The sequence below is a fragment of the Neorhizobium sp. T7_12 genome (genome assembly GCF_002968535.1).
In the GTDB taxonomy this organism is placed as follows: Bacteria; Pseudomonadota; Alphaproteobacteria; order Rhizobiales; family Rhizobiaceae; genus Neorhizobium; species Neorhizobium tomejilense.
Genome location: NZ_PVBK01000003.1, coordinates 1 through 14,954, shown reverse-complemented (window position 1 = coordinate 14,954; position 14,954 = coordinate 1). Strand labels below are relative to the sequence as shown.

The following is a 14,954-nucleotide window of genomic DNA, read 5'->3' as shown; positions in this document are numbered from 1 at the left end:
CGTGCGGCTTGCTCCCTCGATGAGTGAGGCAGTCCTCGGTGACGAGAGACGGACACCGCGAGCATGGGGTATGCTGAGGCGAGCGACGGAAGCCACCGGTCCCGCTGACTGCAGAGGGCCTGAAGCGGCAAGTTCAAACGCTCCCAGTAATCATCCGCGAAGGCCGCGGTGATCGCACTTCAGCCATTCAAGCTCCTAGGGCCCTGTCATCCCGTATTCAATCCGCTGCCTGCGGGAGAGGCGTTTTGCTTTCACTCTCGTGTACGCGCGGCTTATAGCTGGCTCGCAAGAGCACGTAGAAGACCGGCGTTAAAAACAGGCCGAAGATCGTTACCCCCAGCATGCCGCTGAAGACGGCAGTGCCTAGAGACTGGCGCATCTCAGCACCGGGGCCTTCCGCGATCATCATCGGGAGGACGCCAAAGATGAATGCGAAGGCGGTCATCAGGATTGGCCGGAGGCGCAGTCGGCTCGCCTCTATTGCGGCATCGACCGCCGTCTTGCCTTCTTCTTGGGCCTGACGAGCAAATTCAACGATCAGGATCGCGTTCTTCGCCGCCAGACCGATCAGCACGACGAAGCCGATTTGGGTGAGCACGTTGTTGTCCATCCCGCGGACATAAATGCCGATCAAGGCGCCGAGCACCGCCAATGGCACGATCAGGATGATCGCCAGCGGCAGCACCCAGCTTTCGTATTGAGCCGAGAGCGCCAGGAAGACGAAGACGACGGACAAAGCGAGAATCCACGTTACACTGCCGCCGCCGGCATGCGTCTGCTGATAGGCAAGTTCAGTCCATTCGAAAGTCGTGCCAGGTGGAAGTACCTTTACTGCAAGCGCCTCCATCTTCTGGATGGCCTCGCCGGTTGAAATGCCCGGCGCGGCGTTGCCCTGCAAAGGCACAGATACGTACATGTTGTAACGCTGCACGAGAGATGGGCCACTTGTTTCGCGGATATTCGCCAGCGTGCCGAGCGGAACCAGCGCCCCTGTCGCTGACCTCACCTTGAGGTCCAGCATGTCTTCCTTTTCCATCCGAAATTGCTCGCCCGCCTGCGCTCGCACCTGATAGACGTGCCCGAAGGCGTTGAAGTCGTTCACGTAGGAGATGCCAAGATTGGTCGAAAGCGTGTCGAAGATGCTCGGGATCGAAACGTTGAGATATTCAGCTTTGTCACGGTCAACATCAATGAAGAATTCCGGGGTCGATTCCGAAAAGGTTGTGAAAACACCAGCGAGTTCCGACGTCTGGTTAGCAGCCGCCGCAAGCTGGCGTGCGAGGCCAAGCGCACGGGTCATGGTGGAGCCCTCCTGGTCCATGACCTGCATCTTGAAGCCGCCGGAATTGCCAATGCCTTGGACCGGCGGCGGAGGTATGGCGATGATGAATGCTTCATCGACACTTTGAAGATTCCTATAAAGCGTCCCTATGATCTTGTCGGCTGTATCTCCAGCATCTAGCCTTTCCTCGAATGGCTTGAATGGGGTGAAGACGACACCAGCGTTCGAAGCGTTCGTGAAGGTGGCGCCGCTAAAGCCGGCGAACTCTACAGCGTTGCCGACGCCTGGGACCCTTTTCGCGATGTCAGCGACCTTCCGAACTACCGCGTCGGTCCTATCGAGCGAGGAACCTTCCGGAAGCTGTACAACCACGATCGCATAGCCTTGATCCAACACCGGAATAAACCCGCTGGGTACCTTGGTGCTCATGAACCAGGTGGCGCCGAGCAGACCGACGAAGACAATCATCGCGCAGCCGACACGTATCCAGGAACGGACAATCGAGCGGATGGAGGACGAATAGCCGTGACTGATAGCATCGAAGCTTCGGTTGAAACCGCCCGCCGCGCGATCCCCGATCTTCGCGAAGATGTTCGTCCGCTCCCTGAGGTGTTCATGCTTCTTCAGCACGATGGCGGCGAGCGCCGGAGATAAGGTGAGCGAGTTCAGGGCAGATATCGCCGTCGCGATCGATATGGTGACGGCAAACTGTTTGTAGAACTGCCCGGAGATGCCAGGGATGAACGCTGTCGGCGCGAAGACCGCGATCAGTACAAGCGAGATTGCTACGACCGCCGACCCGACCTCATTCATCGTAACATGTGCAGCTTGACGCGGGGGCATGCCGTTGGCCAGATTTCGCTCGACGTTCTCAACGACGACGATCGCATCGTCCACCACGATGCCGATCGCGAGCACCAGGCCGAACAGAGTGAGCATATTGAGTGACATGCCGAAGGTAGCAAGGAAGGCAAAGGTGCCGATAAGTGACACTGGGATGGCAACGATCGGGATGATGGCGGTGCGCCACGACTGCAGGAACACGAATACGACGAGCGCGACCAGCACCACTGCTTCGCCGATCGTCCGATAGACGTCGGCGATGGACGCGGAAACGAACTCGGTCGTATCGTAGACGACGCGGTATTCGAGTCCGGGTGGAAAATCCTTCGATAGGTCCGACATGATGGCCTTGACTTGGCTAGCCGTATCGAGAGCGTTCGTTCCAGGCCTTGCGAAGATGCCAAGCCCGATCGCCGGATCGTTGTCGAGGTAGCTGTTCGTCACATAATCCTGGGCGCCAAGTTCGACGCGTGCGACGTCTTCGAGCTTGACCAGACGACCTTCGGAAGTTGCCTTTACGATGACGGAGCGAAACTGCTCTGTATCTGCGAATCGGCCTTCGGTGCGTATCGCATACTGGAAGGAGTTGCCAGTTTCTGCAGGTGGCGCTCCGATCGACCCGCCAGAAACTTGAACGTTCTGGTCGCGAAGAGCACCTACCACGTCGGTAGCCGTCATGCCGTAAGCAGAGAGCCTCTGCGGGTCGAGCCAGATGCGCATAGAATATTGTCGCTCCCCGAAAACCTGCACGTCGCCAACCCCCTCCAAACGGACGAGGACGTCACGGATGCGGTTACGAGCATAGTTTGATGCATAGAGCTGGTCATAGCGCCCCCTTGGAGACAGGATGTGGATGACCATCATCAGGTCGGGCGAACTCTTGGCGGTCGTAACTCCCAGACGCTGGACCTCCTGGGGCAGGCGAGGCAGGGCCACCGCCACCCTGTTCTGAACGAGCACCTGAGCCTTATCGAGATCCGTCCCTAGCTTGAAGGTAACCGTAAGCGCCATGTTGCCATCGGCGCTTGAGTACGACGACATGTAGAGCATGTCCTCGACGCCGTTGACCTGCTGTTCGATAGGATTCGAGACCGAGTCGGCGATCGTCTGGGGATCCGCACCTGGATAGGAGGTCCGAATCACGATCGTGGGCGGTGCGATCTCCGGATACTGGGCGACGGGAAGCAGGAAATACGCAACCGCTCCCACGATGATCAGCACCAGGGAGATGACCGAAGCGAAGATCGGGCGGTCGACGAAGAAGTGGGCGAACCTCATCTGACGGCTCCAGTCGCGACGGCCGCTTCCTGGGCCGTTGCGGGAACGTCTGATTTGTTCTCCGTATTCAACACCGTTTCGACGGGATCGACCTTGGTTCCGGGCCGGACGCGCACGATGCCTTTGACGACGATGCGTTCGTCACCCTTGAGGCCTGTCCGCACAACCCGGTAACCGTAAACCTTTGGACCCGGTTGAATCGGCACGGTTCTGACGGTGTTGTCAGGATTGAGCGCATAGACCACGCGCTCGTTCTGGTCGGCCGCGATAGCGTCGTCGGGAAGGAGCACCGCCGTGTACGGGGTCGAACCTTCTACTTCCACATGACCGAACAAGCCCGGCTGGAGGGTTTGGCTCGGGTTAGCGAACCGTGCTCTCAATCGCAGCGTTCCCGTGGCTGAGTCTATTCGGTTCTCAGCGAAATCCACTGTCCCCGAATAGGTGGTCTGCCGATCGTCTGCCAGCCGCACGGCGACCTTCAGCCCACCGGCACCTTCCTGCAAAAAAGTACCCATGCTGCGAGCCGTTTCGGCATAATTGAGGAGGCGTCGCTCATCAATATCGAAGTAGAAGTCGATTGGATCGGTGGCGACGATCGTCGTAAGCTCAGTCTGATCAGCCTGCACGACATTTCCAACCGACATGAGATGACGATCGATCCTGCCGCCAAGTGGTGCGGTGATTTTGCTGTACAGGAGATCGAGTTTGGCGCGGTCGACGCTTGCCTGCGCGCCCTGCAGATCTGCTTGCGCAGACTCGAACTCCTTGCGACGGTCGTCGAGCGTGGAAACCGTCGAGCTGCCCGACTTTACAAGCGCGTGGACACGGTCGAAGTCGGCCTGCGCATAGGTGAGGCTCGATTGAGCTACGCCCAACTTCGCGTTCGCTTCATCCAGCGCCGCGACGAACGGCCGCGGGTCAATTTCGAAAAGCTGATCGCCCTCCTTGACCATCTGGCCGTCCTTGAATCCAATGGTTTTAAGGTAGCCGCCGACGCGTGAGCGAATTGAGACATATTCGGACGCTTCGAAGCGGCCGATAAAGTGGTCCCTGTCGACGACCTCTCTGACCAGCGGCTTTGCCACAGCAACCTGCGGCGGCAATGACCCATCCTGGCCATGGACGACGGAGGCTGACAGAGTGCCGAGCAAGAGTAGGGGGCGGTACAATAGCATGCGGTGGAATTGCATGAGGTTTTCCTCGTGTCATCGCGTCGGTGGGATTGGGTGACCTAGCCTCCGGAATCGGACGGTGGTTTCGCAGGTAGGGCGCCGGTCAGGAATTGGGCCTCGCCGCCGCCGAAGGACCAGTCGGCGTCGGTATTCTCGACCAGGGACACGACAAGGTCTGACGGCCGCAAGCCGCAGCGCTCCTCAAGCATCTCTGCAAGTCGTTTGTAGAGGGTCTTCTTTTCGCTGTCGGATCTAGGGCGCGTCGTGATCTGGATGATGACAATTTCCCGGCTCCGTTGAAAGCCGAGGCCTGTGTCCAATGCCGCGATCTCGGCCTGTCCGTGTTCGCTGAGGATCTGGTAACGGTCGGACACTGGCACACCGAGCGACTCCACGACCGCTGCATGCGCAGTATCGAGAAGCTCGGTGATCTCATCCGGAGAACGCCCTCTGACAACATCCAGCCTTATGATCGGCATTGTCTCACTCCCAACCGCCGCGCTTCACGCGCCTATGGATTGAGTGTCGACAGTAACTTTGGCTGATCCGGGCTTATTGTTTGATACGATCGTTTTCTTCTGCGCCCCCGATGGGAGACATCATGATGTCACCGTGCATTCTCGGTTATCGAGCGGGAGATATGTCAGCCCCGGCCGCTGCGATGGTGATTGGTATCCCCTTGAAGGCGGGAGTACCCGACAGTGGATCGAAATGTCCGAGCGGAATGACAGCGTTCATCTCTGGATAATATCCCGCAACCGATCCCACCGGAATGTTGTAGGCGACAGCCGTGAACCCCCTCACTGACCGGGTGGGACCTTTCCCCTTGACGTTGGATGCAATGTCGATCCTGTCTCCGTCGGAGAGGCCACGCATGGCTAGGTCCTCCTTGTTCATGAAGATGACGTCGCGGCGACCCCAGACGCCCCGGTAGCGGTCGTCGAGTCCATAGATGGTAGTGTTGTATTGGTCGTGGCTACGAATTGTCGTCAACATCAGCATATCCGGGTGGTTGAACAGCGGATCCTCGTTGAGACCCTCTGCAACCAGAAAGGTCGCTTTGCCTGTGGCGGTGTTCCATCTTCTGTAAGAGGGGGGAATATCGAGCCTGAAGCCACCCTTCACCCGGACGCGCTTGTTGAAGTCATAAAAAATCGGAAAGACTTCTTCGATCTTGTCCCGGATGCGGTCGTAGTCAGAGACCATGCCGTCCCAGTCGATGTGGTATTTACCCCTGAGCGTTGCCTTCGCGATCTCTCCAATGATCGCGGGCTCCGATTTCAGGAGCGCGCTCGGCGGATTTAGGAAGCCGCGGGAGGCGTGGACCATCGACATGGAATCCTCCACGGTAACTGATTGTGGTCCCGACGATTGAGCGTCGAGATCCGTGCGTCCCAGGCAAGGTAGGATGATTGACGTCCTCGCCACTAAGAGATGGGAACGGTTCAGCTTGGTGGCGATATGGACCGCGAGGTCGAGCTTCTTCATTCCGTCAAATACCAGTTCGGGGTCGGAGATGGCCACGGCAAGATTTCCTCCGAGGCACACCAGTGCCTTGGACCGTCCGGACCTAATTGCCTCAATCGCCTCGATCGCGTTGTGCCCCTTTTCCTCCGGCGGCCGAAACCCGAAGGCCCGCTCGATCCCGTCGATCAGGGCTTTGTCGGGAGCTTCAGTGATGCCAACCGTGCGGTCTCCCTGAACGTTTGAATGTCCACGGAGAGGGCAGATGCCGGCGCCCTCGCGGCCGATGTTGCCTCGAAGCATAAGGAGGTTGGCGATCTGCTGGACGGCGAGCGTTCCGCGGCTGTGTTGGGTGATGCCCATGCCATAGCAGAGGATCACCTTCTTTGCCCGGATATACGTTTCTGCCGCCTGAAAGAGGGCGTCCTTGGACAAGCCAGAACTCTTGACGATTTCACTCCAGCTTGTCGCTTCGAGATCCCTCCTGAGATCGTCGATGCCGGTGGTGTGCTCTGCAATGAATATTCTATCGAGAAAGCCGCCCCCGCCGCCGGCAAGATCCTCCGCGTCGCGCTCGAAGACCCGCTTCATCAGTCCCTTCAACGCCGCTATGTCGCCGCCGATCCTGACTTGGTGGTACTCGGAAGCGATCGGTCTCGAGGAAAGCGTCGCCATCTCTATTGGGTTTTGTGGCGCTGCGAACTTTTCGAGCGCGCGCTCCTTGAGCGGGTTGAAGACCACGATCGGGACACCGCGTCGTGAAGCCTCATGCAGCGTCGTCATCATGCGTGGATGATTGGTGCCTGGATTGTGTCCGAAGCTGAAGATAGCGTCGCAATGATCGAAGTCTTCCAAGGTAACGGTTCCCTTGCCGATGCCGATCGACTTAGGCAGACCAACGCTTGTGGCCTCGTGGCACATGTTTGAGCAATCGGGAAAATTATTGGTGCCGTAGGCACGGACGAAAAGTTGGAAGAGAAACGCTGCTTCATTGGACGCCCGCCCCGACGTGTAAAATTCCGCACGGTTTGGATCCCCGATCCGATTCAGCTCGACACCAATGATGGAGAAGGCTTCGGGCCACTCGATCGATTTGTATCGATCGGTTTCGTGGTCGTAGATAAGTGGGTGGGTGAGGCGGCCCTGGTCCTCGAGCTTGTGGTCGGTCCAGGTCCAGAGTTCCGAGACGGGATACTCGGCGAAGAAACTCGACTCTACGCGCTTCGAGGTTGACTCCCAAGTGATAGCCTTGGCACCGTTTTCGCAGAATTCGAACGACGAAGTATGTTTCGGGTCCGGCCATGCGCATCCAGGACAATCAAAACCCTCTGGCTGGTTCGCCTTGAGAAGGGTGGTCGGCCCCCTGTGCGACTATCTGCTGATGCTTCAAAGTCAGTGCCACGGCCTTTAGTGCACCCCACCCACCGGCTGGACTCGTGTAAATTCCGATGCCATCAGGTCGCTTCTCTTGCATCTGGTCCACCTTCTATCGCAGCAGCAGGATGGTATCAGCAGAAATTCGCTGGCGGCATTATACTGGAGTATCGGCCTTGTTGCTCTCTACACGTCGTCATGCTGAGCAATTGTTGGGCTTCGAGGGCAAAGCTCACCTGAATCGTGGCGCAACAAGGATTCGAGATAGACCTCCCAGATTCCGCGAGTCGCGGAGAATGCTGTTGATCTGCGCCAGTCCTTGCGATCGAATCTGCCGCCGTGTTTCAAGTCGATCGCCGCTCTCTCCCCCGAGCGTGAAGAAGAGCGTGAGGGACCGGTCAGTCTCGGCAGCAGCAAGCGTCGCCGAGGCAAGCGTAGGCTGCGGCCAGGCCTGTGGTGCCGCTGGAATGCCCTTTCCCCATTGAACCGCGAAAGTTCCACGGGACGAGCAGCCTGACTTCAAGCCGTTCAACGGTACCGATACCTAGGTATAGTTGCCTTGGAGCAGCTTCGCGAGGAAACTAAGAAATGAAAAGTTGGATTTGCATAGCATGCGAGGGAGATTCCCTGGCTATCGTCATTGACGAAGGCCTCGATGGGTTTTGGCGCCAAGAATGGATTGGGGCGTTTCAAAAGATTGCAATAGCTTGCGTTGGGCTGCTTGTTATGGGCTCTTTTCTGTGCCCCGTGCAGGTGCTCCGATTGCGTTCGCATTGGCGGCATTGACCTCGACAGGAGACGCCGCTGACGGAGCAAAAGTCCTTGCCGCCATGACGACCGCCCAACTTCTCGGCGCAATTCCAATTGCAAGGCTGGGCCGTCATATAGACAAGAGTTCATTCTTTAGAATCTTGATTGCAATTCGCATGGCTGCAATGCTCGCATGCGCCGTAGCCTGCGCGGCGCACGCGTCCATTCATATATTGATTGGTTCCGCCGCCGTAGCAGGTCTCGTCCAGGGAGCCGCTTTTGGCTATCTACGAGACGCCGCCAACCAACTCGTTGAACCGTCCCGGATGGTTAAGACCCTCGGGTTTGGAGTGATCGCCGCCGAAGTCACGTTCCTTATCACGCCCATATTCTCAGCGGCTCTTGGCAGCATATCCGCCGCTCTCGCCATAGGAGCGATAGCGATAATAGGTTCTACACCGGCTATCGTTCTGCCCTACATAGATCAGGCGACCCCACCGATAGCTTTATCGGGCAAAGGGGTGATCCCGCGGGGCGTGGAGGTCTGGCTTGCATGCGCCTGTGTCAACGCCGCTGCTGTTAGTGCGATAGAAATCGGCGCTGTTTCGATCGCGCTCGGGTTAGGCTTGAGGCCAGAGCATGGCGCTGTCATTACGGGTACCCTTTGCGTGGCATCTCTTGTCGGATCCACCTGGATGAGCATGCGCAACCGGCAATATCCTGCGTATCATGTTCTCATTATGCTTAGTTTGGCGACCGCGGGTGCAGCGCTGGTTACGGTCAATCACTCCTTGGCAGCATCATTGCTCGGTTCCGCGATTGTTGGAGCAGCCGGAGTACCGCTCGTTGCTTACTGTTCGTTCGAGATCGGAAATCGGGTGACAGCTGAGATGAGACCTGAGGTATTTTCGCTTCTTAAGACTGCAACCTCGGCTGCAACGATACTTATCTCTGCACTAATCGGTTGGACATCGATCGCCATTACTTTGAACATCGCCACCGCTCTTCTCGCATCTGCCGTGTTAGGCCTCTTGACGCGGCTTTTGATCTCGGGTTTTCGTGGCGTTCGCGGGTCAAAACTCCTCGTTGATCCAGCCGCGCCGGACATGCCTCGTAGTCACCACAACGAGAACTAAGAGAGCAAAAAACTCTTCAGCCTTTGTGGCCGGAATGATATGTACTTTTGCCGGATCTTGAATGGTGGAGTGCATTTATTCAGGCGAGGCAACTTAAAGGCGGTAATTTTCATCAACGGGGCAGCATTTCTGTCGACGCTAAGCTTGTCAGAGATATGCGAGCGAATTCCTGCGATCGTTTGGACAACGGACGAGGCGGGCTCAACTATTTATGGCAACAGCCGCTTCAGAGCCTATTTCGGCTTAGAAGGTCAAGGAACCGATGGGCTTAACGCGTTGCATCCAGATGATGCGATCACACTGCCTGTTAAAATCCGGAACGCTCGTAGAGAAGGATTGGACCTCATTGCCGATGTGCGACTTCGACGGATGAGCGGTGAGTATTGCTGGTTTGCATTGTCGTCCTCACCCTGGGGCGACGGTGCCGCCATTGAATACTGTTGGGTTGCTGTCAAGCGCAACAAGCGTGCTGACGCCAATTTCGTTCAGAGAGTTGCGGATTCATGGCAGGCCAGCCATCTCATTCACCGTGAGACGGAAATACTCGAAATGGTCGCGAGAGGCACGGCGACAGCAGAGGTTTTCGACAAGGTCTGCCGTCTCGTCGAGGAACTAATCGACGATTGCTTTTGCTGTATTCTGGAGTTGTCTCTGGATCGCAGACACTTCCGTTTTGGTGCAGCACCTAGGCTGCCGGGCGGATTCAAGGATGCTTTCGACCGAAGTGAGGTCGCCGCCGGACTCGGACCTTGCGGCCTCGCTGCAACCAGCCGGCGTCCCGTCGAAGTTCTCGACAGTGCTTCTGACGCGCTGGCAGGAACGGCCGAGGGGAGGCTCATGCTTCTCAACGGCTTCAATGTCTGCCAGGCCAACCCGATACTTTCTCCGTATGGAAACACGGCCGGTGTCTTCACTATCTACCGCCAGCGACATGCCGCCTTCTCACTATTTGAGCAACAGGTGGTCGATCGAGCGATAAACATCATCAGTATCTCGATTGATAGAACCCGTCACGAAGAAGCTCTGGTGAGGCGGGAGACACAGGTTCGCAGGAGCCAAGCTCAGCTTGTTGCTGCCCAACGCATCAGCTCGACAGGAAGCTTCACGTTTGACATCCGGAACAACGAATACATGTGTTCTGAAGAACTATACCGGATATTCGATATCGACCCGTCCCTTGAACCCGACATCTACGACCTCCGGAAGCGAGTCTATCGCGACGATCTCGAAAAGTTCGACGCGGAATTTCAGCGCGCGCTTTCAGGGCAAAGCATTGATGTCACATTCAGGATCATGACTTCACACGCCTCTCTCAAATTTCTAAGAGGGCTGGCACAAGTTTCCTATCATGTCGGGGATAATCCGGTTTTGGTCGGTACCGTTCAGGACATCACTGATTTCAAAAACGCACAGGAAGCACTTCAGCGCGGAGAGGAAGCTCTAATTAGAGCCCGCGAAGACTTGGCCTACGTCTCGCGCGTCATGACAATAAGCGCGCTAACAGCATCGATTGCACATGAGGTCAGCCAGCCACTGGCTGGCATTCTTACCAACGCCAATGCATGTCTGCGCCTACTAGCCCTCAGCCCCCCGAATATCGAAGCCGTCTCCGAAACTGCGCGAAGAACCATTCGTGATACGTTGCGCGCTACGGAGGTAATCAAGCGCCTCCGGGGAATGTTCGCGCGCCAACCATCTACAATGGAGCATACCGACCTGAACGAACTTGCACGCGAGGTCATCGTGTTGTGCGCGAGAGACCTGCATCAGAAATCGATCAGTGTGATCGCTCACCTAGAGACCAAACCACTTCAGGTCATGGGGGATCGCGTCCAATTGCAGCAAGTCATCTTAAACATGCTGTTGAACGCAAGGGACGCTATGGGCGACATCGAAATCCGACCAAGAAGCCTGACCGTGAGCACCCACCTGGACACCGAAGATTCGGCAGTCTTGTCGATTACCGATGTGGGCATTGGATTTCCGCTGGAGGATGCTGACAGGATGTTCGAAGCTTTCTTCACCACAAAGCAGGACGGCATGGGAATCGGTCTCGCTATCAGCCGCTCGATCATCGAAAACCACGGTGGCATAATGTGGGCAGAGCCGAACGACGGGCCGGGCGCGACCGTCTCGTTTTCGATACCTCTTCGGCGCTCATCCCAATGAGATTCTAGTTCGATAGGATCATGGGTCGTTCGTTGCCCTCGCGTTATTAACATCTTGATCAAGCCGGCCGTCCAGAGTCCGGAATATCCGGAGGTCAACGTCGAGCTGGTCACGGATTCAAGCCTGACAGGATAGTCTCCGAGCGGATCGACGCGGGAGTGCGACTCGGGGAGGCGCTGGCAAAGGGCATGGTTTGCCATGCGGATCGGTCGGGATCTGCATGGCGGTCGTAGGATCGCCCGAGTATCTGGCCACACGTCCTGCGCCGGCGACGCCTCAGGATATTGCGGCTCACCGAGGCATCAACCTTCGGATGCTCGGCGGGGGTCGCCCCTATCCCTGGGAGCTAGAGAAGGATGCGGTCGAGCTCCGTGTCCGCGTCACCGGTCAGCTCGCGTTCAACCACACCACATGATCATCAGGGCCGCACTTGACGGCTTCGGTCTGGGGTTCGTCATGGAACCATGTCGGCGATCATGTCGCAGTGGGAACTCTCGTGCGCGTCTTGGAGGAGTGGCGCCCTCCGTTCGCGGGCTACCCTCTCTACGATCCCAGCAGGCGACAACCTTTGTCCGCATCTTCGGTTCTGGTGGACGCCCTTCGTTCTTCGTTTTCGCGGCTGACCTGCCGCATCGGGAACTCGGATCGGTATGAAACGCTTCCTTATCTATGACCTCTTCGTCGAGGGTATAGTTGACGCCGTGAGTTCTTTCGGCGGAGCATTGCTTTATGGGTTAGCACTCCAAGGAAGGATACTAGAATGTTCAAAGACCTGAATCCGAACGAACTCCAGGCCCGCGAGGACGCTATTTTTCTTAAGCTCATGGATCGGCGACGTCGACTTGAAACTGCCGACGGGCAGGGGAGACGAATTCGCCCACGGATCGTCAGGAAGTCCGGACTGGCGCGAGAGGCCGAAGCCGGTGCCGCAGGCGAGGGACATCTTCATCCAGTTATGCCGAGTTCGGCATAAGGGCACTTATCCCGAGCCGGATACTATGCCGAGCCCATTCCCCAAAGCCCGAGATTTCCGGTAATCCAGGATTGAAAGCTCGGCATAGTTTGAATGCGTCGGAAGACCGGGTTCGGCCCGAAGCGGACGTTTCACGACAGGTGGTCGGGCTCGCCAAGAACCGAGGCGCTAACATGATTACGGTCGGTGTTCAGTGACCTTTTTCGATGTCAACTGTTTCAATTTGAAGTCGTTCTGTCATCGAGCGCATTTTGCTGTACCCGACCATTCGAGATCGGGTACACCGTTTCGGCGGCTCCCTAGACTTGCCGCAAGCCGCCGTCGACGCAGAGTTCAGCACCGGCGATGTAGCTCGCGTCATCGCTCAATAAGAACAAGGCGGCCGCAGCCATTTCTGAAGGCCGTGCCATGCGACCCATCGGAATGGGAGCAACAATTGCCGCGCGAGTGTCTTCCGCGACAGCTGCCATCATGTCCGTATCGGTGGGGCCGGGTGCAACGACATTGACCCGAATACCTTTGGGTGCGAGTTCTGCCGTCCAGGTTCTGGCGTAGGATCGAACGGCCGCTTTGGTTGCGCAGTAGGTTCCGTAACCCGAGTAGCCGGCGTTCCCGGCTATGGACCCGACGAGGACGACCGAGCCGCCTTCTGTCATTGCGGGAAGAACTGCCTGGAGGCCGAACACCATCCCTCGAACGTTGACGTCGAAGTGGCGGTCGAAGTGCTCCGGCGTGATCTCGGCGATCTGCGAAGGCTCGGAAAGACCTGCATTCAAAACAAGCGCGTCGATACGACCGTATGCTTTGCGCACTTTTTCGACAGCAATTACCATGTCTTCCGGAGAGCTCGCGTCAGCGGTAATAGCGACCGCGCCATTGCCGATGCCTTTGGCCGCGATTTCAGCATCTTCACCTCTACGACTGGTGATGAAGACATGTGCGCCTTCGGCAGAAAGTCGTTCCGCAATAGCCAGGCCGATACCCTTCGCGCCACCGACGACTAAAGCCACCTTGTTAATCATTCGAGCCATCGTAAATCCTTTCACTGAATGGTCTCGAGATGATATACGTTGGATATCTGATATCAATTACGCACCTGGAATAGACTAGATATGGACGAGTATACCGACCTGGAAGCCCTCTCTCATCGCGCGCTTTGCGACATGGCGCAGGTTCGTCCGGTGCTCGACAAGATCGCTGACAAATGGACGATCCTGATACTGACGGTCATCTGTCCACAACCCGCGCGCTTCAACGAAATCAAGCGGCGTCTCGACGGAATCACGCACAAGGCTCTGGCCGACGCATTGAAGAGGCTTGAGCGGAACGGCCTTGTGACGAGAACCGTACTCCCGACGCAGCCGATTGGCGTCGAATATGCAATCACTCCCCTGGGCCATTCTCTGCGGCAGCCGTTTGAGGCATTGTGCGCGTGGGCAGCGGCTAACGGCGATAAGGTCGAGGCAGCCACGCTACGCTATGACAACACGGGAAATCGTCGTTGACGGCGTCGCTGCGTCCGCTTCTGATGCTGTGGACGGCTCCTCCGCCGGCATCGCGATGTGCCATATTTGCGGTGTTGTTCAGGAACCGCATGGGAGGAGCCATCCATAGAAGAGATTACCACGATTGGACTCGACATTGCTAAGTCGGTGTTCCAGGTGCACGCCATTTCCGCGACCGGCACGGTCGTCATCCGCCGACAGTTGAAGCGCCGCTTTGTTCTTCAGTTCTTCGCGAGCCTCAAACCCTGCCTCGTGGGCATAGAAGCCTGCGCAACCGCGCATCATTGGGGTCGAGAGCTGGCAAATGTCGGGCACGAGGTCCGGCTGATGCCGCCGCGCTATGTGAAGCCTTACGTCAAACGCAACAAGAACGATGCGGCGGATGCAGAGGCAATATGCGAGGCGGTGACACGGCCGAACATGCGGTTTGTGCCGATCAAGACAGCCGATTAGCAATCGATCCTGATGCTTCATCGGACCCGCATGCTGTTCATTCGCCAGCGGACTATGACCATCAATGCTGTTCGCGCCCATCTCGCCGAGTTCGGCATTGTTGCGGGGATCGGTCGCAATGGACTGCTTGAGCTTCTCCATCTCATTCGGAAGGGCGAGAAACCTGAGATACCGGCGGAGGCATGTTTATGTCTTGCCGCTTTAGCGGACCAAGTCGACCTCTTGAAGCAGCGTATACTGGAAATGGATCGGCAAATCATGAGGTGGCACCGCGCTCACGAACTCAGTCGTAAGCTCGAAGGAATTCCAGGTGTTGGTCCATTGGTGGCAACAGCACTGGCTGCCAGTATTCCCGATCCCAGCGTCTTTCGTTCCGGTCGTGATCTGAGTGCCTGGATTGGCTTAGTCCCGAAACAAAACTCTAGGTCGGATCGACATTCAGGATTCCCAAATCACCTGATCGCTGATTCATAGGACACCGTGTTGAACCACGGGGGTCGTTATGGCGGCTAAGCGTTATGAACTGAGCGATGGGCAGTGGGCGAAAATTGTGTC

Annotated in this window: 7 protein-coding genes and 3 pseudogenes; 5 read left to right on the top strand and 5 right to left on the bottom strand. The window is 57.2% G+C overall.

Features of this window, described 5'->3' with window-relative positions; genetic code table 11:
• Positions 1-217: 217 nt before the first annotated feature.
• From C5J26_RS09065 to C5J26_RS09050, 4 genes and pseudogenes are all read right to left on the bottom strand, one after another.
• Positions 218-3,403 carry an efflux RND transporter permease subunit gene (locus C5J26_RS09065; RefSeq protein ID WP_105401472.1) on the bottom strand — a complete coding sequence of 1,062 codons (3,186 nt, stop codon included), beginning with the start codon at positions 3,401-3,403 and terminating at the stop codon, positions 218-220.
• Positions 3,400-4,593: an efflux RND transporter periplasmic adaptor subunit gene (locus C5J26_RS09060; protein ID WP_245441131.1), complete on the bottom strand. Its 1,194-nt coding sequence runs from the start codon at positions 4,591-4,593 to the stop codon at positions 3,400-3,402. The genes C5J26_RS09065 and C5J26_RS09060 overlap by 4 nt, the downstream gene beginning before the upstream one ends.
• A 41-nt stretch (positions 4,594-4,634) precedes the next feature.
• Positions 4,635-5,054 carry a tautomerase family protein gene (locus C5J26_RS09055; RefSeq protein ID WP_105401471.1) on the bottom strand — a complete coding sequence of 140 codons (420 nt, stop codon included), beginning with the start codon at positions 5,052-5,054 and terminating at the stop codon, positions 4,635-4,637.
• A gap of 145 nt (positions 5,055-5,199) precedes the next feature.
• Positions 5,200-7,513, bottom strand: a pseudogene (locus tag C5J26_RS09050) (FdhF/YdeP family oxidoreductase).
• A gap of 574 nt (positions 7,514-8,087) precedes the next feature.
• Here C5J26_RS09050 and C5J26_RS09045 point away from each other — a divergent pair.
• The 3 genes and pseudogenes from C5J26_RS09045 to C5J26_RS33630 form a co-directional block, all read left to right on the top strand.
• A complete protein-coding gene (locus tag C5J26_RS09045) occupies positions 8,088-9,299 on the top strand; it encodes a hypothetical protein (RefSeq protein WP_245441130.1) in 1,212 nt (403 codons plus the stop codon).
• Between the two features lie 69 nt (positions 9,300-9,368).
• Complete coding sequence (locus C5J26_RS09040; RefSeq protein ID WP_245441129.1) at positions 9,369-11,468, top strand: ATP-binding protein; 2,100 nt, start codon at positions 9,369-9,371, stop codon at positions 11,466-11,468.
• An 851-nt stretch (positions 11,469-12,319) separates the two neighbouring features.
• A pseudogene (locus tag C5J26_RS33630) lies at positions 12,320-12,505 on the top strand (DNA-binding protein); the annotation flags it as partial.
• Positions 12,506-12,740: 235 nt separating this feature from the next.
• Here the strand turns inward: C5J26_RS33630 and C5J26_RS09025 are convergent.
• Positions 12,741-13,472, bottom strand: a complete 732-nt coding sequence (locus C5J26_RS09025) for an SDR family NAD(P)-dependent oxidoreductase (protein ID WP_105401470.1) — start codon at positions 13,470-13,472, stop codon at positions 12,741-12,743.
• Between the two features lie 81 nt (positions 13,473-13,553).
• Here C5J26_RS09025 and C5J26_RS09020 point away from each other — a divergent pair, with 81 nt between their 5' ends.
• Both C5J26_RS09020 and C5J26_RS33195 read left to right on the top strand, forming a co-directional pair.
• Positions 13,554-13,946 carry a helix-turn-helix domain-containing protein gene (locus C5J26_RS09020; protein ID WP_105401469.1) on the top strand — a complete coding sequence of 131 codons (393 nt, stop codon included), beginning with the start codon at positions 13,554-13,556 and terminating at the stop codon, positions 13,944-13,946.
• A gap of 105 nt (positions 13,947-14,051) precedes the next feature.
• A pseudogene (locus C5J26_RS33195) lies at positions 14,052-14,819 on the top strand (IS110 family transposase); the annotation flags it as partial.
• Positions 14,820-14,954 lie beyond the last annotated feature (135 nt).